The sequence below is a fragment of the Streptomyces yunnanensis genome (assembly GCF_029011865.1).
GTDB lineage: Bacteria > Actinomycetota > Actinomycetes > Streptomycetales > Streptomycetaceae > Streptomyces > Streptomyces yunnanensis.
In genome coordinates, this window is the sequence record NZ_CP095749.1 from 5,198,572 (window position 1) to 5,218,888 (window position 20,317).

General features: G+C 70.9%; 15 protein-coding genes and 4 tRNA genes. 10 read left to right on the top strand and 9 right to left on the bottom strand.

Translation table 11 applies throughout. The features are described from left to right. Nucleotides 1-274: 274 nt before the first annotated feature. The 6 genes from purS to purM all read left to right on the top strand — a co-directional run bounded on the left by purS (nucleotide 275) and on the right by purM (nucleotide 7,649). Nucleotides 275-538, top strand: a complete 264-nt coding sequence (purS, locus tag MOV08_RS22620) for a phosphoribosylformylglycinamidine synthase subunit PurS (RefSeq protein ID WP_039635018.1) — start codon at nucleotides 275-277, stop codon at nucleotides 536-538. Next, nucleotides 535-1,239: a phosphoribosylformylglycinamidine synthase subunit PurQ gene (gene purQ / locus MOV08_RS22625; RefSeq protein WP_102926905.1), complete on the top strand. Its 705-nt coding sequence runs from the start codon at nucleotides 535-537 to the stop codon at nucleotides 1,237-1,239. The genes purS and purQ overlap by 4 nt, the downstream gene beginning before the upstream one ends. Beyond that, on the top strand, nucleotides 1,236-3,485 hold the full coding sequence (gene purL, locus MOV08_RS22630) for a phosphoribosylformylglycinamidine synthase subunit PurL (RefSeq protein ID WP_275308675.1): 2,250 nt from the start codon (nucleotides 1,236-1,238) through the stop codon (nucleotides 3,483-3,485). The genes purQ and purL overlap by 4 nt, the downstream gene beginning before the upstream one ends. A 164-nt stretch (nucleotides 3,486-3,649) precedes the next feature. Further along, nucleotides 3,650-4,447, top strand: a complete 798-nt coding sequence (locus MOV08_RS22635) for a maleylpyruvate isomerase family mycothiol-dependent enzyme (RefSeq protein WP_275308676.1) — start codon at nucleotides 3,650-3,652, stop codon at nucleotides 4,445-4,447. A 538-nt stretch (nucleotides 4,448-4,985) separates the two neighbouring features. Then, the gene (gene purF, locus MOV08_RS22640; protein WP_039635026.1) at nucleotides 4,986-6,545 is read left to right on the top strand and encodes an amidophosphoribosyltransferase; all 1,560 of its coding nucleotides are present in this window, start codon (nucleotides 4,986-4,988) and stop codon (nucleotides 6,543-6,545) included. A gap of 33 nt (nucleotides 6,546-6,578) precedes the next feature. After that, on the top strand, nucleotides 6,579-7,649 hold the full coding sequence (gene purM / locus MOV08_RS22645) for a phosphoribosylformylglycinamidine cyclo-ligase (protein ID WP_073446417.1): 1,071 nt from the start codon (nucleotides 6,579-6,581) through the stop codon (nucleotides 7,647-7,649). 120 nt (nucleotides 7,650-7,769) lie between these two features. Here purM and MOV08_RS22650 read toward each other — a convergent pair whose 3' ends face one another. Continuing rightward, nucleotides 7,770-8,015 carry a DUF3073 domain-containing protein gene (locus MOV08_RS22650; RefSeq protein ID WP_039635030.1) on the bottom strand — a complete coding sequence of 82 codons (246 nt, stop codon included), beginning with the start codon at nucleotides 8,013-8,015 and terminating at the stop codon, nucleotides 7,770-7,772. 310 nt (nucleotides 8,016-8,325) lie between these two features. Beyond that, nucleotides 8,326-9,444: a Leu/Phe/Val dehydrogenase gene (locus tag MOV08_RS22655; protein WP_275308677.1), complete on the bottom strand. Its 1,119-nt coding sequence runs from the start codon at nucleotides 9,442-9,444 to the stop codon at nucleotides 8,326-8,328. A gap of 190 nt (nucleotides 9,445-9,634) precedes the next feature. On the opposite strand from MOV08_RS22655, the gene MOV08_RS22660 reads away from it, so the two are divergent. Both MOV08_RS22660 and bldC read left to right on the top strand, forming a co-directional pair. After that, a complete protein-coding gene (locus tag MOV08_RS22660) occupies nucleotides 9,635-10,471 on the top strand; it encodes a DUF8083 family protein (RefSeq protein ID WP_275308678.1) in 837 nt (278 codons plus the stop codon). A 502-nt stretch (nucleotides 10,472-10,973) separates the two neighbouring features. Beyond that, nucleotides 10,974-11,180: a developmental transcriptional regulator BldC gene (gene bldC / locus MOV08_RS22665; protein ID WP_003980577.1), complete on the top strand. Its 207-nt coding sequence runs from the start codon at nucleotides 10,974-10,976 to the stop codon at nucleotides 11,178-11,180. 533 nt (nucleotides 11,181-11,713) lie between these two features. Here the strand turns inward: bldC and MOV08_RS22670 are convergent. The 3 genes from MOV08_RS22670 to hrpA all read right to left on the bottom strand — a co-directional run bounded on the left by MOV08_RS22670 (nucleotide 11,714) and on the right by hrpA (nucleotide 16,339). Then, nucleotides 11,714-11,950 carry a DUF6274 family protein gene (locus MOV08_RS22670; protein ID WP_039635037.1) on the bottom strand — a complete coding sequence of 79 codons (237 nt, stop codon included), beginning with the start codon at nucleotides 11,948-11,950 and terminating at the stop codon, nucleotides 11,714-11,716. A 186-nt stretch (nucleotides 11,951-12,136) separates the two neighbouring features. Then, nucleotides 12,137-12,211, bottom strand: a tRNA-Asp gene (locus MOV08_RS22675). A gap of 108 nt (nucleotides 12,212-12,319) precedes the next feature. Continuing rightward, nucleotides 12,320-16,339 (bottom strand): ATP-dependent RNA helicase HrpA, encoded by a 4,020-nt coding sequence (gene hrpA, locus MOV08_RS22680; protein ID WP_275308679.1) that lies wholly within the window; start codon nucleotides 16,337-16,339, stop codon nucleotides 12,320-12,322. 226 nt (nucleotides 16,340-16,565) lie between these two features. Here hrpA and MOV08_RS22685 point away from each other — a divergent pair, with 226 nt between their 5' ends. Beyond that, nucleotides 16,566-17,642 (top strand): ABC-2 transporter permease, encoded by a 1,077-nt coding sequence (locus tag MOV08_RS22685; RefSeq protein WP_275308680.1) that lies wholly within the window; start codon nucleotides 16,566-16,568, stop codon nucleotides 17,640-17,642. Nucleotides 17,643-17,827: 185 nt separating this feature from the next. On the opposite strand, the gene MOV08_RS22690 is transcribed toward MOV08_RS22685, so the two are convergent. The 4 genes from MOV08_RS22690 to MOV08_RS22705 all read right to left on the bottom strand — a co-directional run bounded on the left by MOV08_RS22690 (nucleotide 17,828) and on the right by MOV08_RS22705 (nucleotide 19,826). Beyond that, a tRNA-Phe gene (locus MOV08_RS22690) sits at nucleotides 17,828-17,901 on the bottom strand. Nucleotides 17,902-17,905: 4 nt separating this feature from the next. After that, nucleotides 17,906-17,980, bottom strand: a tRNA-Asp gene (locus tag MOV08_RS22695). A gap of 46 nt (nucleotides 17,981-18,026) precedes the next feature. Continuing rightward, nucleotides 18,027-18,099, bottom strand: a tRNA-Glu gene (locus MOV08_RS22700). Nucleotides 18,100-18,182: 83 nt separating this feature from the next. Then, a complete protein-coding gene (locus tag MOV08_RS22705; protein WP_039635042.1) occupies nucleotides 18,183-19,826 on the bottom strand; it encodes a metallophosphoesterase family protein in 1,644 nt (547 codons plus the stop codon). 94 nt (nucleotides 19,827-19,920) lie between these two features. Between MOV08_RS22705 and MOV08_RS22710 the strand changes: the two genes are divergently transcribed. Then, a complete protein-coding gene (locus MOV08_RS22710) occupies nucleotides 19,921-20,271 on the top strand; it encodes a metallopeptidase family protein (protein WP_039635044.1) in 351 nt (116 codons plus the stop codon). The last annotated feature ends 46 nt before the right edge of the window (nucleotides 20,272-20,317 follow it).

The window sequence follows — 20,317 nt, forward strand, 5'->3', positions numbered from 1 at the left end:
CCCTTGTTGACATGGGGTGATGCTCCGGATCCGGCTGATTGGGATCAATGCTTTTTCATTTGTACAGCGATGGGCATTGCATTGTGAAGCCCATTTAATTTCGTCAGCGTGTCCCGTCGCAATCCGGCCCCCCGTTCTTTTCGGAGATTTTTCCTTGCGGGCACTCCCGGTGATACCGGCTCGTGATCAGGTGCACCGTATATCTATGCGCGTAGATTTTCGAACACGGTACTGTGAGGTCACCGCCTTACGCACCACACCACCGGGAGTGCCAGTGGCACGCGTCGTAGTCGACGTCATGCTCAAGCCGGAGATCCTCGACCCGCAGGGGCAGGCGGTGCAGCGCGCACTGCCACGCCTGGGCTTCGAGGGGATCGCCGACGTCCGTCAGGGCAAGCGTTTCGAACTTGAGGTGGAGGGTCCGGTCGACGACGCCGCCCTCGCCCGCATCCATGAAATGGCCGAGACCTTCCTCGCCAACACCGTCATCGAGGACTTCACCGTCCGGGTCGACGAAGCCGCGCGGGCCGAGTCATGACCGCTCGGGTCGGAGTCATCACTTTTCCCGGCACGCTCGACGACCGCGACACCCAGCGCGCGGTCCGGGCGGCCGGGGCCGAGGCGGTGCCGCTGTGGCACCGCGACAAGGACCTCCACCAGGTCGACGCCGTGGTCCTGCCCGGCGGCTTCTCGTACGGTGACTACCTGCGGGCCGGCGCGATCTCCCGGTTCTCGCCGGTGATGGGGACCGTGATCGAACAGGCCCGGGCGGGGATGCCGGTCCTGGGCATCTGCAACGGCTTCCAGGTCCTCACCGAGACCCACCTGTTGCCCGGTGCGATGCTGCGCAACAACCACCTGCATTTCATCTGCCGCGACCAGAAGCTGCGGGTGGAGAACGCCACGACCGCCTGGACCAGCGACTACGCGCAGGGCCAGGAGATCAGCATTCCGCTGAAGAACATCGACGGCCGTTATGTCGCCGACGAGCGGACGCTGGACATGCTGGAGGCCGAGGGCCGGGTGGCCTTCCGCTACCTCACCGACGGCCCGACCGCCGACGGGTACGGAAACCCCAACGGTTCGCTCCGCGACATCGCCGGCATCACCAATGAGGCGGGCAATGTCGTCGGCCTGATGCCGCACCCCGAGCACGCCGTCGAGCCGCTCATCGGCACCGGCCGCACCGACGGCCTCGGGTTCTTCACCTCGATCTTGAAGAAGCTGGTCAACGCATGAGCCTCGACACCGTCAAGCACGCAGCCGAGACCCCGGAAGCCGACCAGCCCTGGGCCGAACTCGGTCTCAAGCAGGACGAGTACGCGCGGATCCGGGAGATCCTCGGCCGGCGTCCTACCGGCGCCGAGCTGGCCATGTACTCGGTGATGTGGTCCGAGCACTGCTCCTACAAGAGCAGCAAGGTCCACCTGAAGCAGTTCGGCGAGAAGGCCCCCGAGAACGACACGCTGCTCGTCGGCATCGGGGAGAACGCCGGCGTCGTGGACGTCGGCCAGGGCTATGCGGTCACCTTCAAGGTCGAGTCGCACAACCACCCCTCGTACATCGAGCCCTACCAGGGCGCGGCCACCGGCGTCGGCGGCATCGTCCGCGACATCCTGGCGATGGGCGCCCGCCCGGTCGCCGTGATGGACCCGCTGCGGTTCGGCGCCGCCGACCACCCCGACACCAAGCGCGTCCTGCCGGGCGTGGTCGCGGGCATCGGCGGCTACGGCAACTGCCTGGGCCTGCCCAACATCGGCGGCGAGGTCGTCTTCGACCCCTGCTACCAGGGCAACCCGCTGGTCAACGCCCTCTGCGTGGGCGTGATGAAGCACGAGGACATCCACCTGGCGAAGGCGTCCGGCGCCGGCAACAAGGTCATCCTCTACGGCGCCCGGACCGGCGGCGACGGCATCGGCGGCGTCTCGGTGCTGGCCTCCGAGACCTTCGACGACGCCAAGCCCACCAAGCGGCCCGCCGTCCAGGTCGGCGACCCGTTCCAGGAGAAGCTCCTCATCGAGTGCACCCTGGAGATCTTCCGGGAGAAGCTGGTCGCCGGCATCCAGGACCTCGGCGGCGCCGGGCTGTCCTGTGCCACCAGCGAGCTGGCCAGCGCCGGCTCCGGCGGCATGCGGGTCGAGCTGGACACCGTTCCGCTGCGCGACTCCTCGCTCTCGCCCGAGGAGATCCTCATGAGCGAGTCGCAGGAGCGGATGTGCGCGATCGTCGAGCCGGACAAGGTCGACCGCTTCCTGGAGATCTGCGAGAAGTGGGACGTCATCGCCACCGTCATCGGTGAGGTGACGGACGGCTCGCGGCTGGAGATCTTCTGGCACGGCGAGCAGATCGTGGACGTCCCGCCGCGCTCGGTCGCCCACGAGGGCCCGACCTACCACCGGCCGTACGCCCGCCCGGAGTGGCAGGACGCCCTCCAGGCCGACGACGCCGCCGCGCTGCCGCGCCCGGCGGACGCCGCGGAACTCCGCGCCCAGGTGCTCCGGTTGGTCGGCTCGCCCAACCAGGCGTCCAAGGCGTGGATCACCGACCAGTACGACCGCTTCGTGCAGGGCAACACCGTGCTGGCGCAGCCCGAGGACTCGGGCATGATCCGGATCGACGAGGAGACCAACCTCGGCGTCGCGGTCGCCACCGACGGCAACGGCCGGTACGCCAAGCTCGACCCGTACGCCGGCGCGCAGCTGGCGCTGGCCGAGGCGTACCGCAATGTCGCCGCCTCCGGCGCCCGGCCGCTGGCGATCTCCGACTGCCTGAACTTCGGTTCGCCCGAGGACCCGGCGGTGATGTGGCAGTTCGCCGAGGCCACCCGCGGTCTCGCGGACGGCTGCCAGGTGCTGGGCACGCCGGTCACCGGCGGCAACGTCTCGCTGTACAACCAGACCGGTGACGTGGCGATCCACCCGACCCCGGTGGTCGCGGTGCTCGGTGTCATCGACGACGTCACCCGCCGCACGCCGGTCGGCTTCGCGGAGGAGGGCCAGCTGCTCTACCTCCTCGGCGACACCCGCGAGGAACTGGGCGGTTCGGCCTGGTCGCAGGTGGTGCACGAGCACCTCGGCGGGTTGCCGCCGAAGGTCGACCTGGAGCGTGAGCGGCTGCTCGCCGAGATCCTCATCTCGGCTTCCCGCGACGGCATGATCGACGCGGCGCACGACCTCTCCGACGGCGGCCTGGTCCAGGCGCTGGTGGAGTCGTGCCTGCGCGGCGACAAGGGCGCCCGGGTGGTCGTCCCCGACGCGGTGGACCCGTTCGTCTTCCTCTTCTCCGAGTCGGCGGGCCGGGCGATCGTCTCGGTGCCGCGCAGCGAGGAGCTCCGCTTCACCGACATGTGCGGTGCGCGGGGCCTGCCGGCCACCCGGATCGGTGTCGTCGACGGCGACGAGTTCGCCCTCCAGGAGCAGTTCAGCATCCCGCTGGCCGAGCTGCGGGCGGCCCATGAGGCGACCATCCCGGGGCTGATCGCCTAGCGCGGTGCCAACGGGGCCGGATGCGCGCCCCGTTGTGTCCGTGCCGGAGCGGCCCGCCAGGAGTGCCTGGCGGGCCGCTCCGCCGTTGCGGCCGACGCCCGGCCGCCCGGGCCGGCGCGCGGAATTCCGAGCCGGCTGTCGGTGGTGCCGCCTACGCTGGGTGTATGTCTCCTGCTGCCCGCGCACCGCGTGCCCGCCGGTACGACCCGGCCAAGACCCGCGCCGCCGTCACCGCCCAGTGCGCCCACGTCCGCGGGGTCGTCGGGGCCCTGACATCCGAGCAGTTGGCGCTGCCGACCCGGCTCGGCGACTGGACGGTGCGGGAGCTGGTTGCGCATCTGTCCATAGCGGTCGGCAGTGCGGCCCGCGCCCTGCGGCTGCCGGCCCCGGCCGCGGCGGAGCTCACTCTCCAGGACTGGCCGTCCATGACCGCGCGGTTCGCCGCCGGCGCCGCCGAGTCCGTCCGCGAACTCGCGGCCGGGAGCGACCCGGTGGAGCTGCTGGAGCGCGCCGCCGAGGAGTACGCCGCGACGGTGCCGTCCGAGCCGGACGACCGGGTCATCGCCTGCCGGCCCGCCGCGATGCTGCTCGGCGACCATCTCGTCACCCGCTGCCTCGAACTCGTCGTGCACACCGACGACCTGGCCGACGCCCTCGGCCAGGAGATCCCCTTCGACCGGCACGCCCTGGCCACCACCACCCGGCTGTTGGCCGACGCGCTGGCCGCCCGGGCGCCCGGCGGATCGGTCGAGGTCAGGGTGCCGCCGTTCGCCGTGGTGCAGTGCGTCGAGGGCCCCCGGCACACCCGCGGCACCCCGCCCAACGTCGTCGAGACCGACCCGCTGACCTGGATACGGCTGGCCACCGGCCGGCTGGCCTGGGCCGCCGCGGTGGACGCGGCGACGGTCAGCGCCAGCGGCGAACGGGCCGACCTCGGCGACCTGCTGCCCGTCATGGGCTGATCCGGGCACGGAGCGGGCGCCGAGTGGGCGGGGCCGACGGCAGGGATCGGTGCGACGCTCCGGGCAGGTCGTTTTGACCGTGATGCCGGGCATCGGCGCCCGGGGACGGCGGGAGAACGGGCGGGCGGCGGAACGTCGCGCATCTCACACCGACAGGACATCCGACATTACGGGCGTAAGCCGACAAAGTTCCTGGAGAGTCCCTGGCGGAAGACCGGGCGGAAACGTGAAAGCGCAGCTCAGAGGCTTCGGCACGGCATCAGGCGCGGCCCGCGGCCATCACGCTCACCCGCGGTGACGGATCGCGCCGGCCATCCGGCCGAGGTCGGCACGGCGGCGCCGCACGAGGCGCGGCGCGCGGCGGGGCACCCGGTGACACCCCAGGCGCGCCAAGGGCTGCGGGGTCTGCGCGGGCAGAAAACCCCGTCGGACGGTCGTGGGCACGTCAAGCGGGTTTAACGCCCCGTTCATGCACTCCTCCAGCTCGGCGGCCATCCCCGGTTCGGATGAATCAGCGACCTGCCCTAGACTCTGGTGCGTGCCACGTGGTGACGGACGACTCAACCACGACCTGCTCCCCGGTGAGAAGGGCCCCCAGGATGCCTGCGGCGTCTTCGGTGTCTGGGCCCCGGGAGAAGAGGTCGCCAAACTCACCTACTTCGGGCTGTACGCGCTGCAGCACCGTGGACAGGAGTCCGCGGGCATCGCGGTGAGCAACGGCTCCCAAATCCTCGTCTTCAAGGACATGGGCCTGGTCTCCCAGGTCTTCGACGAGACTTCCCTCGGTTCCCTCCAAGGCCATATCGCCGTGGGCCACGCCCGTTACTCCACCACCGGTGCCTCGGTGTGGGAGAACGCCCAGCCGACGTTCCGCGCCACCGCGCACGGATCGATCGCGCTCGGCCACAACGGCAACCTGGTCAACACCGCCGAGCTGGCCGAGATGGTCGCCGCGCTGCCCCGCGAGGGCGGCCGGGCCACCCAGGTAGCGGCCACCAACGACACCGACCTCGTCACGGCGCTGCTGGCCGGACAGGTCGACGAGGACGGCAAGCCGCTGACCGTCGAGGAGGCCGCGCCGCGCGTCCTGCCGAAGGTCAAGGGCGCCTTCTCGCTGTGCTTCATGGACGAGCACACCCTCTACGCCGCCCGTGACCCGCAGGGCATCCGCCCGCTGGTCCTCGGCCGCCTGGAGCGTGGCTGGGTGGTGGCCTCCGAGACGGCCGCCCTGGACATCTGCGGTGCCAGCTTCATCCGGGAGATCGAGCCCGGCGAGATGATCGCCGTCGACGAGAACGGCCTGCGCAGCTCGCGCTTCGCCGAGGCCCGCCCCAAGGGCTGCGTCTTCGAGTACGTCTACCTCGCCCGCCCGGACACCGACATCGCCGGCCGCAACGTCTATCTCTCCCGGGTCGAGATGGGCCGCAAGCTGGCCGCCGAGGCGCCCGCCGACGCGGACCTGGTGATAGCGACCCCGGAGTCCGGCACCCCGGCCGCCGTCGGGTACGCCGAGGCCAGCGGCATCCCCTACGGCTCCGGCCTGGTCAAGAACTCCTACGTCGGCCGGACCTTCATCCAGCCCTCGCAGACCATCCGCCAGCTGGGCATCCGCCTCAAGCTCAACCCGCTCAAGGAAGTCATCCGCGGCAAGCGCCTGGTGGTCGTCGACGACTCGATCGTCCGCGGCAACACCCAGCGCGCCCTGGTCCGGATGCTGCGCGAGGCCGGCGCCGCCGAGGTCCACATCCGGATCTCGTCCCCGCCGATCAAGTGGCCGTGCTTCTTCGGCATCGACTTCGCCACCCGCGCGGAGCTGATCGCCAACGGACTGAGCGTCGAGGAGATCGGCAAGTCGCTGGGCGCCGATTCGCTGGCGTACATCTCCATCGACGGCATGATCGAGGCGACCACGATCGACAAGCCGAAGCTGTGCCGCGCCTGCTTCGACGGCGAGTACCCGATGGAGCTGCCGGACCCGGAGCTGCTGGGGAAGCACCTTCTGGAGTCCGAGACCAAGGCCCCGGCCGCGTCCGACGTGGACGGCGTCCGGACGCTCACTGCGGGGGTCGGCGGCGCTGACGCACTGCGTCGCCCGTAGAGCTCGTACCCACCCAAACGAAAGTTCTCAGCCATGTCCGCTGAATCAACCGGTGCCAGCTACGCGAGCGCGGGTGTCGACATCGAAGCCGGCGACCGCGCCGTGGACCTCATGAAGAAGTGGGTGGCCAAGGCCACCCGCCCCGAGGTCGTCGGCGGTCTCGGCGGCTTCGCCGGTCTCTTCGACGCCTCCGCGCTCAAGCGCTACGAGCGTCCCCTGCTGGCCTCGGCCACCGACGGCGTCGGCACCAAGGTCGACATCGCCCGCAAGATGGGCGTCTACGACACCATCGGCCACGACCTGGTCGCCATGGTCGTCGACGACCTGGTCGTCTGCGGCGCCGAGCCGCTGTTCATGACCGACTACATCTGCGTGGGCAAGGTCTACCCGGAGCGGGTCGCGGCGATCGTCAAGGGCATCGCGGAGGGCTGTGTGCTGGCCGGCTGCGCGCTGGTCGGCGGCGAGACCGCCGAGCACCCGGGCCTGCTGGGCGAGGACGAGTTCGACGTCGCCGGCGCCGGCACCGGTGTGGTCGAGGCCGACCGGGTGCTGGGCGCGGATCGTATCCGTAAGGGCGACGTGGTGATCTCGATGGCGTCCTCCGGACTTCACTCGAACGGGTACTCCCTGGTCCGCCACGTCCTCTTCGACCGGGCCGGACTGTCCCTGGACCAGGAGGTCCCCGAGCTCGGCCGCACCCTCGGCGAGGAGCTGCTGGAGCCCACCAAGATCTACTCGCTGGACTGTCTGGCCCTCACCCGCACCAGCGAGGTGCACGCCTTCTCGCACATCACCGGCGGCGGCCTGGCCAACAACCTGGCCCGGGTGATCCCGGACGGCCTGCACGCCACCGTCGACCGCGCCACGTGGGCGCCGGGCGCCATCTTCGACTTGGTCGGCACCGCCGGCTCGGTGGAGCGCCTGGAGCTGGAGAAGACCCTGAACATGGGCGTCGGCATGATGGCCGTCGTCCCGCCGGAGTCGGTGGACGTGGCCCTGACCACCCTCACCGACCGCGGCGTGGACGCCTGGGTCAGCGGCGAGATCGTCGAGCGGGGCGATCACGCGGAGGCAGTGACCCTCACCGGTGACTACGCGAGCTGACACCGCCGCCGCGCGGGGGCACCGGCCCGGTGGCCCCGCGCGCAGCAGAGAACCCGGTCCGGGGGATTCCCTGGACCGGGTTCTCGATGGTGCTATCAGCCCCGCGAGCGCGCAGAAGTGTCAGGCGCGACGACGCTGGTGGGAGGAGTGACCCTCGTCCTCGTCGTCTTCGCTGTTGTAGCGTTCTGCGTACTGCGCGTACGGGTCGTCGTCCTCGTCATCCTCGAACGGCTCTCGGTTCGGAGGTTGCTGGTTCGACTGCGATGCAAGCTCGTCGGCCAGTCGCGAGAGATCCGTCCCACCGCTGCTGTACTTCAGCTGGCGGGCGACCTTTGTCTGCTTGGCCTTGGCCCGGCCGCGCCCCATGGGTCGACCCCCTCAGTGACGGGGCTCGTCGGCCCCAGAGTCTTGACACGCGTTCATGATTCAGAGCGGGCTCTCAAAAGAGAGACCGGCCCCTAGGGCTTTAACGGTACCTGCTTCCGCGGCCATACGGTACGTCGCCCGCATCACCCACCGCTCGGCACGACCGGCGCGGCGCCCCGTCCACGCTGGTCAACTGCGATTTTAACCTGTCCTGTACGGCGACCCGCCGACGGGTGGTGAGGGATGTCTCGCCAACCACCCGCCAGGGGCCGCACAAGGGTGTGTTTCCGGCCACGTGGACCGGGTTCGGTCAGGTGTGACGCGCCTCCGCCATCCGGGCCTCGGCGATCCGGTCGGCGGCGGCGGCCGGCGGAATGCCATCCGCCTTCGCACGAGCGAATATCGACAGCGTGGTGTCGAAGATCTTCGCGGCCTTGGCCTTGCACCGGTCGAAGTCGAAGCCGTGCAGTTCGTCGGCCACCTGGATCACGCCGCCGGCGTTCACGACGTAGTCCGGGGCGTAGAGGATGCCGCGGTCCGACAGGTCCTTCTCCACCCCCGGGTGCGCGAGCTGGTTGTTGGCCGCGCCGCACACCACCTTCGCGGTCAGCACCGGCACCGAGACGTCGTTCAGCGCGCCGCCCAGGGCGCACGGCGCGTAGACGTCCAGGCCCTCGGTGCGGATCAGCGCGTCGGTGTCGGCGACGGCGGTCACCCGGGGGTGCCGGGCGAGGATCCGGTCCACCGACTCGGCCCGGACGTCGGTGAGCACGACCTCGGCGCCGTCCTTGAGGAGGTGCTCGACCAGGTGGTGGCCCACCTTGCCGACGCCCGCGATGCCGACCTTCCGGCCGCGCAGCGTGGGGTCGCCCCACAGGTGCTGGGCCGAGGCCCGCATGCCCTGGAAGACGCCGTAGGCGGTCAGCACGGAGGAGTCGCCGGCGCCGCCGTTCTCCGGCGAGCGCCCGGTGGTCCACCTGTTCGTCCGGGCGATCACGTCCATGTCGGCGACGTAGGTGCCGACGTCGCACGCGGTGACGTAGCGGCCCCCGAGGGACGCCACGAACCGGCCGTAGGCGAGCAGGAGTTCCTCGGTCTTGATCAGCTCGGGGTCGCCGATGATCACCGCTTTGCCGCCGCCGTGGTCCAACCCGGCCAGGGCGTTCTTGTACGACATGCCGCGCGAGAGGTTCAGGGCGTCCAGCACGGCCTCGTCCTCGGAGGCGTAGGGATGGAAGCGCGTGCCGCCGAGGGCGGGGCCCAGGGCGGTGTTGTGGAGGGCGATCACGGCCTTGAGGCCGCTGGCCCGGTCCTGGCAGAGAACGACTTGCTCGTGGCCGCCCTGCTCCGTGCGGAACAGGGTCTGCAGCACGCCGCCGGCGGCATCTGCAGGGGCAGGACGTACGTCGGTCACGGTGGTGACTCCCATAGTCGCGAAGGACGCCCTCCTGAGGGTGGGGAGGGCCGGTTGGGACGAGCGTAGATCCTGGAGGGCGGGTTGATCGGTCAGGTCGGGAGGATCACCCTCTCCCGGGGGACGGGCGTGGGACGATCTGCCGTATCCGGGCCGGGCGGGGGCAGGCAACTCCGCGCGGTGGACTTTCCTTTGGAGGGCGGGCGTGGCCGTGGCGTCGTCGGTACGGGTCCCGTATGTGGCGTATCTGCGGGTCTACGAGCCGCTGGCGGCGTTCCCCGAGCCGGAGCGTTCCTACTGGGCGCGCTACGCCCGGCGCGAGGAGACCCCCACCGCCGTCGAGGAGCAGCGCCGGGCGCTCGCCGACCTGCTGTCGACGCCGCCGGTGCCGGTGCCGGTCCACGAGAGCGGGGACGCCTTCGTCGCCGTCGTGGACGGCGTGACCTGCGTCTGCCCCTGGCGGACCCGGCTGCGCGGCTGGCAGGCGCTCCAGGGCCTGGAGGAGCTGCTGCCGGCCTCGGTGCTGGACGCCGCGCTGCCCCCGGTGGTGCGCCGGCAGGCGGCCACCGACTACGAGCGGTGGCGCGAGCGCAACCCGGACGCCCGGCCGTGGATCCGCGCCGCCACCTGGCACGTCCCGGTGCGCTGGTTCGTCCTCTTCGACGACGCCGAGCGGGAGTATGCGGAGGGTGACCCCGGGGCTCTGTTGCGTTACCGCACGCCGATGGCGCAGGCGCGTCGACGGGTCGCGCGCGGACTGCGTACGCTTCGGGATGCCCTGGAAGAGGGGCCGCTGATCGACGGCCTGGTAGATGTGGGGCGCTGGCTCGAAGAGTTCCATCCGCGTTCGCTCGTGGAGCTGGACTACGGAGGGCTGGTGCACGCGGTGTCCGAGGGGCGGCTCGCCGAGGACCGTTCCGTCGCGGAGGTGGCGGAGGGGCTGGCGGCGCTGCGCGAGGGGGACGGCGAGCGGGCCGACGCCGCGTACGAGAAGCTCGCGCAGCGGTGGCGTGTGATGCGCGAACGCCAGTTCTCCAGCTGAACGCCGGGGGTCCGGGACGGAGTTGCCGGCCGCGGAGATCCCGCAGGCCGGGCGTACGGGACGTAGGTCCCGATCCGGGCTATTGCCCCAAGCGTGACCTAAAGCACTGACTTCGGGTCTTGCTCCCAAGGTGCACCCTCGTGCCAAAATAGGACAAGGAGCCTGACTTGGGCTCCTTCCGTCCAACTAAGGGCGGATAGATCGGTATTGCGCTCCTTGAGGGGTCTCATGGCGGCTGGTCACGTTGTGACTGATCGTCACGGGGGTGTGACTGTCCGCTATGGCACGGTCCATCGGCATCCGCCAAGGTTGAACACCTGAGAGGGCAATTCCATCGGTTTGGCCGACGTGGCTGGACAGATGGTGTAGTTGTAGTGCCGAGGACAAGCCGTTCGTCCTATAACCGACTCGGCCCGCGTCCGCCATTTCGGGCAACGTGGGTCAAGGTGCAGAATTTAGAGGAAAGAACCGTGATGGTTCGGTTCTCCCGAGGAGGCCGCTCATGACCGCTCGCACCCCTGACGCCGAGCCGCTGCTTACCCCCGCCGAGGTTGCCACGATGTTCCGCGTGGACCCGAAGACGGTGACCCGCTGGGCCAAGGCAGGCAAGCTCACGTCCATCCGCACGCTCGGAGGACACCGGCGTTACCGCGAGGCTGAGGTCCGCGCACTGCTCGCGGGTATCCCGCAGCAGCGCAGCGAGTCCTGAATAACCGCATAACCAGGCTGTTTTCGGGCCCCCCAACCCGGAAACGCCCGTTTTTGCGCCACAGCTCCACCTGCTTCACCACGCTCCAACAGAGCTCATACGACGCGGTGCCTGCCCCAACAGGTCCCACACCCACTTCACACGGGTACGTCATCGATCGCGCTGGACTCCGCCGGGTCCGGCGCGATCTCTTTTTGTGTGCGGCCGCTCCCGGGCCGCTCGCGACGCTTGGGCCACCCTGGCGCCTACCGACCCCGGTAGGGGCGCCAGGGCGCCTTCAGGGGCTTTGAGAGGGCCCGTCAGGCCGGACCTGGCGACCTTGTTTCGGAATGCCGTGAGGGTGGTGCAATTGCACATATTAAATTGACGAGCGGAAGGGGGGTGGTGAGTTCCCCATCCCGCGAAACTTGTTCGGTGACTCCCGTCACATCACGGGGTCCTTGAAGGGTGAACGGCGCTGGGGTATAGCGCCTTCCCGCCGCTCTTCTCTCAACAGCCTTCCACCCCGGGCCCGGTGGCGCAGGCGTCCTTGGTCACCCGCCGGCGGGACTTTCGTCCTCCGCCGGCGGCTCGCAGGCGGCCCGGGAGGGGGTCGGGGCGGCCGGGGGCGCCGCGGGCCCGGAGCGGGCGCCGTGCGGCTCCATGGCGAGCCGCAGCAGCTGATGGCAGACGGGGCAGTGGTGGGTCCGATGCCGGTAGCCGTATCGCAGGGCCGCCGACAGATGTGCGCGTAGCAGCGCCCTGGTCTCGTGCCGTACCGCGGTCGTCATCGCACGCCACCTCCCGGCCCCACGCCTTCTGCTGAGTGAGTACCGGCGGCAGGTGCCGTCGTCAAGATGGCCGTCCGCCCCAGCCCGCACCTTCGGGCCACCCCGTACCGGGTCCGCCGGCCGTAGGGCCCGCGCATCCGGATAACGCAACGGCCCGCACCGGAGAACGGTGCGGGCCGTGAAATGCGGTCCTGACGGGATTTGAACCCGCGGCCTCCACCTTGACAGGGTGGCGAGCACTCCAAACTGCTCCACAGGACCTTGCTTTGTGCCTCCCGCTTGCGGCGGGCTGCGAAGCAAGACTGTACAGCAGGTCAGGGGGTGCGGTCGAACTCGGTCCCGGCTGCCGCCCCGGTGACCGGGTCGGCGCTACGGCGCCGCGGCGTCCACCGCCTTCATGATCCGCTTGTCGGAGACCGGGTAGGCCGTCCCCAGGGCGTGCGCGAAGTAGCTCACCCGGAGTTCCTCGATCATCCAGCGGATCTCCCGGGCCGCGGCCGGCACCGGACGCCCCTGGGGGAACTGCTCCAGCAGCCAGGCGTATTCGTCCTGCATCTCCTTCACCTTCGCCATCCGGCTGCGGTCCCGTTCGGCGTTGGTGGGCAGCTGCGTCAGGCGGCGGTCGACGGCGACCAGGTAGCGCATCAGATCCGGCAGCCGCTTGGTGCCGTGCGCGGTCACGAAGCCCGGCTTGATCAGCGCGGCCAGCTGCTCCTTGACGTCCGCCAGCGACGGCAGCAGCGAGGGGAAGGCGGTCGCCTTCAGCCGGCGCTCGCACGCCTGCCAGGCGGCCAGCACCTCCTGCACCTGCTGGATGGTCTTCAGCGTCGCCTCCACCAGATCGGCCCGCACCGCGTCGAACAGCTTGCGGAACGACTCCTCGTCCCACACCGGGCCGCCCCGGGCCGCGATCAGCCGGTCCGCGGCGGCGGTCACGCAGTCCTCGAAGAGCGCCGCGATGGAGCCGTGGGGGTTGCGGGAGAGCGCCAGCTTCTGTTGGTTGCTGAGCTTGTCCTGGGCGAACTTGGCGGGGTTGGTGGGGATGCCCGCCAGGATGAGGCGGCGGGTGCCGGCCCACATGGCCGACACCTGCTCGGCCTCGGTGTCGAAGAGCCGCACCGCGACGCTGCTGCCCTCGTCGACCAGCGCCGGGTACGCCTTCACCGGCTGGCCGGCGCGTCGGGTCTCGAAGGTGCGCGGCAGCGTGCCGACCGTCCAGGACGTCAGGCCGGTGCGCTGCTCCGGACCGGCCAGCGGGGTCTCCCGCCGGCCGCCCCTGCGGTCCTTGCCGGGCCGCTCGGCGGCCTGCTCGAAGGCCCGGGAGATGGCGGCCTGGGTCTTCGGCTTCAGCTGGAGCCGCAGCGCCTCCAGGTCCTTGGCCTCGGCGAGCTTGCGGCGGCCCGCGGCGGAGCCGCTTTGGGAGGCGGCGTCGTACACCCGGAAGGTGATCTTCAGGTGGTCCGGGACCTTGGCGAGGTCGAAGTCCGCGGCCTCCACCGGTACCCCCACCATCCGCTGCAGGCCGGCGGCCAGCGACGTCGTCAGGGCGCCCTGGAGGGGGACGGTGGTGTCCAGGAAACGGGCGGCGAAGTTCGGCGCCGGGACGTAGTTGCGGCGGATCGGCTTGGGCAGTGAACGGATCAGCTCGGTCACCAACTGCTCGCGCAGGCCCGGGATCTGCCAGTCGAAGCCCTCGGAGGCGACCTGGTTGAGGACCTGGAGCGGGATGTGGACGGTCACGCCGTCCGCGTCCGCGCCCGGCTCGAACTGGTAGGTGACCTTGAACTTCAGCTTCCCCTGCCGCCAGGAGTCCGGGTAGTCGTCCTTGGTGACGGCCTCGGCGGACTCGTTGATGAGCATCGAGTGCTCGAAGTTCAGCAGGTCCGGGTCCTCCCGGTGCTGCTTCTTCCACCAGGAGTCGAAGTGCGCTCCGGAGACCACGTCCGCCGGGATCCGCTGGTCGTAGAAGTCGAAGAGCGTCTCGTCGTCGACGAGGATGTCGCGGCGCCGGGCGCGGTGCTCCAACTCCTCGACCTCGCCGAGGAGTTTGCGGTTGTCATGGAAGAACTGGTGGTGGGTGCGCCAGTCGCCCTCCACCAGGGCGTTCCGGATGAACAGGTCACGGGAGACCTCGGGGTCGATCCGCCCGTAGTTGACCTTGCGCTGGGCCACGATCGGGACGCCGTAGAGCGTCACCCGCTCGTACGCCATCACCGCGGCCATCTTCTGCTCCCAGTGCGGCTCGCTGTAGTTCCGCTTCACCAGATGCTGGGCCAGCGGCTCGATCCACTCCGGTTCGATCCGGGCGTTCACCCGCGCCCACAGCCGGGAGGTCTCGACCAGCTCCGCGGACATCACCCAGCGCGGCGGCTTCTTGAAGAGCGCGGAGCCGGGGAACACCGCGAACTTCGCGCTGCGGGCGCCCAGGTACTCGTTCTTGGCGTCCGTGTCCTTCAGTCCGATGTGCGAAAGCAAACCGGAGAGCAATGACGTGTGGATGTGCTCCGGCGCCGCGTCCGTCTCGTTCAGGTGGACGCCCATGCTCTTGGCGACCGTCCGCAGCTGCGAATAGATGTCCTGCCATTCGCGTATCCGCAGGTAGTTCAGGAACTCCGATCGGCACATCCGGCGGAAGGCGGACGAGGACAGCGCCTTCTGCTGCTCGCGGACGTAGCCCCAGAGGTTGAGGAACGCCAGGAAGTCCGACGCCTCGTCCTTGAAGCGGGCGTGCTGCTGGTCGGCCTGCTGCTGCTTGTCCGACGGCCGCTCCCGCGGGTCCTGGATGGACAGCGCCGCCGCGATCACCATGACCTCGCGGACACAGCCGTTGCGCTCCGCCTCCAGCACCATCCGGGCCAGCCGCGGGTCCACCGGCAGCTGGGAGAGCTTGCGGCCCAGCGGGGTCAGCCGCTTGCGGGTGTCCTGCTGCGCGGTGTCCAGCGCGCCCAGCTCGCGCAGCAGATCGACGCCGTCCTTGATGTTGCGGCGGTCCGGCGCGTCGATGAACGGGAACTTCTCGATGTCGCCGAGGCCGGCCGCGGTCATCTGGAGGATGACGGAGGCGAGGTTGGTCCGGAGGATCTCCGCGTCGGTGAACTCCGGGCGGGTCAGGAAGTCGTCCTCCGAGTACAGCCGGATGCAGATGCCGTCGCTGGTCCGGCCGCAGCGGCCCTTGCGCTGGTTGGCGCTGGCCTGCGACACCGGCTCGATCGGCAGCCGCTGCACCTTGGTGCGGAAGCTGTACCGGGAGATCCGGGCCATGCCCGGGTCGATCACGTACTTGATGCCGGGGACGGTCAGCGAGGTTTCGGCCACGTTCGTGGCCAGCACGATCCGCCGGCCCGTATGGCGCTGGAAGACCCGGTGCTGCTCGGCGTGCGACAGCCGGGCGTAGAGCGGCAGCACCTCCGTGGCGGGGAGGTTCTTCTTGTTCAGCGCGTCCGCGGTGTCGCGGATCTCCCGCTCACCGGAGAGGAAGACCAGGACGTCGCCGGGGCCCTCGGCCTGGAGCTCGTCCACCGCGTCGCAGATCGCGGTGATCTGGTCGCGATCGGGGTCCTGACCGCCCTCCTCCAGCAGCGGCCGGTAGCGCACCTCGACCGGGTACGTCCGCCCGGAGACCTCGACGATCGGCGCGTCCCCGAAGTGCCGGGAGAACCGCTCGGGGTCGATCGTCGCGGAGGTGATGACGATCTTCAGATCCGGGCGCCTGGGCAGCAGCTGCGCCAGGTAGCCCAGGATGAAGTCGATGTTGAGGCTGCGCTCGTGCGCCTCGTCGATGATGATCGTGTCGTACTGGCGCAGCTCCCGGTCCGTCTGGATCTCGGCGAGCAGGATGCCGTCCGTCATCAGCTTGACGAGGGTGTCGTCGCCGACCTGGTCGGTGAAGCGGACCTTCCAGCCGACCGCCTCGCCCAGCGGCGTCTTCAGCTCCTCGGCCACCCGCTCGGCGACCGTACGGGCCGCGATCCGACGCGGCTGGGTGTGCCCGATCAGCCCCTGGACGCCGCGCCCCAGCTCCAGACAGATCTTGGGGATCTGGGTGGTCTTGCCGGAGCCGGTCTCGCCCGCGACGATCACCACCTGGTGGTCGCGGATGGCCGCCAGGATGTCGTCCTTCTTCTGGCTGACCGGGAGTTCCTCCGGATAGCTCACCGCAGGCATCGCGGCGCGCCGCTGCGCCACGCGCCGCTCCGCCTCGTCGAGGCCGGCGGTGATCTCGGCGAGCACCGCCGCCCGGGCTTCGGGCTTGCGGATCCGGCGCGCGCCGTCGATCCGGCGCCCCAGCCGCTGCTGGTCGCGCAGCATCAGCTCGGGAAGTCGCTTCAGCAGGGAGGGCAGCGTGGGGGCGGCACCGTCGGACAGGGCGGAGGCAGGCTGACTGGACATACGTCCCCCAGGATCTCACCTCGCGGAAAAGACTGGCGAACCATTTCACGGCGGCGGCCGGACCAGCTCCCCACCTGGGCGGATCCCGGCCGGCCGGGTCGGCGGCGGTCCGGGCGCCGCCGTCCGGGCCCGCCGGGAGGGGCTCTCACCGGTCGGGAGGGCCCCGGCGGCCGGCAGGCGAGACCTCGGGCGGTATGTCCGACATCGCTGGCTTAGCGTGTTTCCCATGCGTGATCACGAAGGTGACGCCGTCCCGCACGGCGCGCACGGCCGGCCCCGGACCTGGTCGGAGCACTGGGCCGCCTTCAAGAGATCGCCGTTCCTCCCGGCGGTCGTCCTGATGTTCATCCTCGCCGCGGCGGCCGGCCTCTTCGCCGGCTCCTACACCTACGCGATGGCCAACCCGACCCCCCGGCGCATCCCCACCGCCGTGGTCGCTCCCGCCGCCCCGCAGCAGCAGACCTTCGTCGCCGGCATGGAGCGGGCCCTGGCCGCGCCCCTCCAGCTCACCGGGTACGCCACCTACGCCGACGCCCGGAACGCCGTCGACGACCAGCGCGAGTTCGCGGTGCTGCGGGCCCGCGGCACCGGCATGGAACTGGACGTGTCCGGCGCCTCGGGCGCGTCGGTCGCCCAACTGCTGTCCGAGGCCGCCGCCAAGGTCGGCCCGGCCACCGGCGTGCGCGTCACGGTCCGGGACATCAACCCCTTGCAGCGGGGCGATCCGCGTGGCCTGGCGCTCTTCTACATCTCCCTGGCGGCCGTGATCATCGGCTTCGTCGGCGCCATCCAGCTCAGCGTGCACGCCCGCGACCTCAATCCGGCCGAGAGGATCGCCTTCACCGTCGCCTACGCCCTGCTCGGCGGCTTCGCCATCGTGGCGGTGGCCGACTGGTGGCTGGGCGCGCTGCGGCTGCCGCTGGTCGAGTCCTGGATGATCCTCGCGCTGACCATGTTCACCTCCGGCATGGTCTTCACGATGTTCAACACCCTGATGGGCCGCTGGGCGATGATCCCCACCTGGGGCCTGATGGTCCTCCTGGGCAACCCCTCGTCCGGCGGCGCGGTCTCCTGGCCGCTGCTCCCGTCCGTCCTCGGCCATATCGGCCGCTGGCTGCCGCCCGGCGCCTCGGTCAACGCCCAGCACACCGCGGTCTACTTCGGCGGTCACCAGCACGCCTTTCCGTTCCTGGTGCTGGCCGGCTGGTCGGCGGTCTCCTGCACGGTCTTCTGGATCGGGCGGCACCGCCACCCGGGCGGCCGCGAACCGGCCCCCGCCCCCGCGCACGCCGCCGGCGCCTGAGGCGGCCGGTCCCGCCCCGCACGCCGACGGGAGCGGCTTCCCGAAGAGCCCCCCGAAGAGAACCCTGAAGAGAAAAAACCCGCGCGGAGATTTTCGCCGGGAGATTCCCGGGCGGCGGGAGACGAGAGCGGGAAATGAAGAAGGTCCCGGTTCGTAAACGAACCGGGACCTTCTCCCAATGGGTGTGGCTGGGGCCGGGGTCGAACCGGCGACCTTCCGCTTTTCAGGCGGACGCTCGTACCAACTGAGCTACCCAGCCGCAGCGGTCCTGACGGGATTTGAACCCGCGGCCTCCACCTTGACAGGGTGGCGAGCACTCCAAACTGCTCCACAGGACCTTGCATTGTGCGAGTGGCGTGAACCAGTCTCGCACACGGTGGTGCGTGCCCCCAACGGGATTCGAACCCGTGCTACCGCCTTGAAAGGGCGGCGTCCTGGGCCACTAGACGATGAGGGCTGATGGCCCGCCTTGGTGCCGTTGCCGGCCCCGTCGGGGACGTGAGAAGCATATGGGATGGGAGGACCGTTCGCCAAAACGGTTTACCCGGGCCGGTCGGAGGGCGTCGCCGACGGGCCCGGGGACGGGGTGCCGCCCGGTGCCCCGGGCTGGTTCTCGCGGGGCAGGTGTCGGCTGACCTCGGCGCGCGTCAGCCCCAGCCCGCCCAGCGTGATCTCGTCCCACGCCTGGAGCCGTCGGGTGGTGCGGTCCAGGTAGAGCACCGACGCCTGGACGGGCGCGGGCTGCTTGTCTTGGACGGCGCGCAGCCCGCCGCCGCCCGTGGAGCCCTCGACCATCAGCCGGGTGCCCTGGGGGAGCGTGCTGATCACGCGCTGGTGGAGGTGGCCCGCCAGGGCCAGCGGGACCAGGCCGTCCGCCTCCGCCGCCGCGGCCGGGTTGTGGGCCAGCGCGATGTCGACCGGGGTGCCGGCCAGCCGCTGGGTGCGCAGCGCGTCGGCGAGCCGGCCGCCGGCGGTGCGCTCGGCCGCGTCGCCGGCCGCGACCACCGAGCGGTCCGGGGTGAACTGCGGATCGCCGACGCCCGCGATGCGCACCCCGGCCACCTGGGTGACCCGGCCGTCGTCGAGGACGGTGACGTGCCGGCGGCCGGTCAGGTAGCGCTGGGTGGTGCGCGAGTCGTGGTTGCCGCGGACCCACACGTACGGGGCGCCGAGGGTGGCGACCGGGTCGAGGAAGTGGTTCTCGGCGGCCGAACCGTGGTCCATGGTGTCGCCGGTGTCGATGATCACGTCGATCCGGTACTGCTTCACCAGGGAGGCGATGATGTGCCAGCTGGCCGGGTTCAGGTGGATGTCGGAGACGTGCAGGACGCGGAGGGTGGTCGGGTCCGGCCGGTAGGCGGGCAGCGTCGAGGCGGCGTCGTAGAGCTTGCTGACGTTGGTGACCAGGCGCGCCAACTCCTTTTGGTAGACGTCGAATTCGCTGACGATGCTGCGCGCCGTGCCGACCACGGACGGGGCCGAGGAGAGCAGCCCGGAGAACCGCGGTTCCAGCACCGACTTGGGGTTCCAGGTGGCGTACGCGGCGGCTCCGGAGGCGGTGAGCAGGGCCAGCGCGAGGCCGCCGGCGGCCAGGGCGCGCCGCGGGCGGCGGTAGACGACCAGGCCCAGCGCGGTGGCGCCGCCGGCGACCGCGGCGCAGGAGGTCACCACCAGGCCGGCGGCGCCGCGCAGCACGTCGCGGGTGACCTGCTGCTGGAGTCCGGCGAAGCGCTCCGGGTGGTCGACCAGCGCGGCGGAGCGGACCGGGTCCAGCCGGTCGACGGCGACGTCGAGGCGGACGGGGGCGCGGTGGCTGTCCAGTTCGAGGTCGCCCAGGGGCGGGACGGTGATCCGGGTGCCGCCGGTCAGCGCGGGGCGCAGCGCCATGGTGGTGTCCATCGGGCCGACCGGCGCCCGGACGCCGCCGAGGAGCAACAGCCCCAGCCAGGCGCCGAGCAGGCTGACGGCCAGCAGGCCGAGGGCCCGGGTGTACGGGCGCGCGGGCGGCGCGAGGGTGCTGTCCGGGGCCGGACGGCGGGTGCGACGGCGGAGGGCGGTGGGCGGCCGTCCTGCGGCGCCGGACCGGTCGCGTACGGCGGGGCGGCGGCGGGGGCCGGGCAGACGGAGGCGGGGGCGGCCTGGCGGGTCGGGGGGTGATGTCCGGGAGCGCGCGGCGCGGGCCATTGGTCCCCTATGCCCGCTGTGCCGTCCGTTATGCGGGAGGGGGCGGCTCCGCTCGTGCGCCCGGCGACGGGGAGCGGTGGCGGACAATGGTGGCGTGCTGGAAATGACGCGCGAGGAGTTCGAGGAACTGGTCGCCGAGGCGCTGGACCGGATCCCGCCGGAGCTGACCCGGCTCATGGACAACGTGGCGGTCTTCGTCGAGGACGAGCCCCCGGCCGACGACCCCGACCTGCTCGGGCTCTACGAGGGGACCCCGCTCACCGACCGCGGCGAGTGGTACGCGGGTGTCCTGCCGGACCGGATCACCGTCTACCGGGGGCCGACCCTGCGGATCTGCGACACCAAGGAAGACGTGGTCGCGGAGACGGAGGTGACGGTCGTTCACGAGATCGCCCATCACTTCGGCATCGACGACGCGCGGCTGCACGCGCTCGGCTACGGCTGAGGGACGCCGGGGCCGGCACGGGCGCACCACGGGGGGCCGGCGGGCG

What these genes read in the sequence shown, in the direction of transcription:
- purQ (WP_102926905.1), top strand. Translation starts at nt 535, where the DNA reads ATGACCGCTCGGGTCGGAGTCATCACTTTTCCCGGCACGCTCGACGAC.
- purL (WP_275308675.1), top strand. Translation starts at nt 1,236, where the DNA reads ATGAGCCTCGACACCGTCAAGCACGCAGCCGAGACCCCGGAAGCCGAC.
- MOV08_RS22635 (WP_275308676.1), top strand. Translation starts at nt 3,650, where the DNA reads ATGTCTCCTGCTGCCCGCGCACCGCGTGCCCGCCGGTACGACCCGGCC.
- purM (WP_073446417.1), top strand. Translation starts at nt 6,579, where the DNA reads ATGTCCGCTGAATCAACCGGTGCCAGCTACGCGAGCGCGGGTGTCGAC.
- MOV08_RS22650 (WP_039635030.1), bottom strand. Translation starts at nt 8,015, where the DNA reads ATGGGGCGCGGCCGGGCCAAGGCCAAGCAGACAAAGGTCGCCCGCCAG.
- MOV08_RS22655 (WP_275308677.1), bottom strand. Translation starts at nt 9,444, where the DNA reads ATGGGAGTCACCACCGTGACCGACGTACGTCCTGCCCCTGCAGATGCC.
- bldC (WP_003980577.1), top strand. Translation starts at nt 10,974, where the DNA reads ATGACCGCTCGCACCCCTGACGCCGAGCCGCTGCTTACCCCCGCCGAG.
- MOV08_RS22670 (WP_039635037.1), bottom strand. Translation starts at nt 11,950, where the DNA reads ATGACGACCGCGGTACGGCACGAGACCAGGGCGCTGCTACGCGCACAT.
- hrpA (WP_275308679.1), bottom strand. Translation starts at nt 16,339, where the DNA reads ATGTCCAGTCAGCCTGCCTCCGCCCTGTCCGACGGTGCCGCCCCCACG.
- MOV08_RS22685 (WP_275308680.1), top strand. Translation starts at nt 16,566, where the DNA reads ATGCGTGATCACGAAGGTGACGCCGTCCCGCACGGCGCGCACGGCCGG.
- MOV08_RS22705 (WP_039635042.1), bottom strand. Translation starts at nt 19,826, where the DNA reads ATGGCCCGCGCCGCGCGCTCCCGGACATCACCCCCCGACCCGCCAGGC.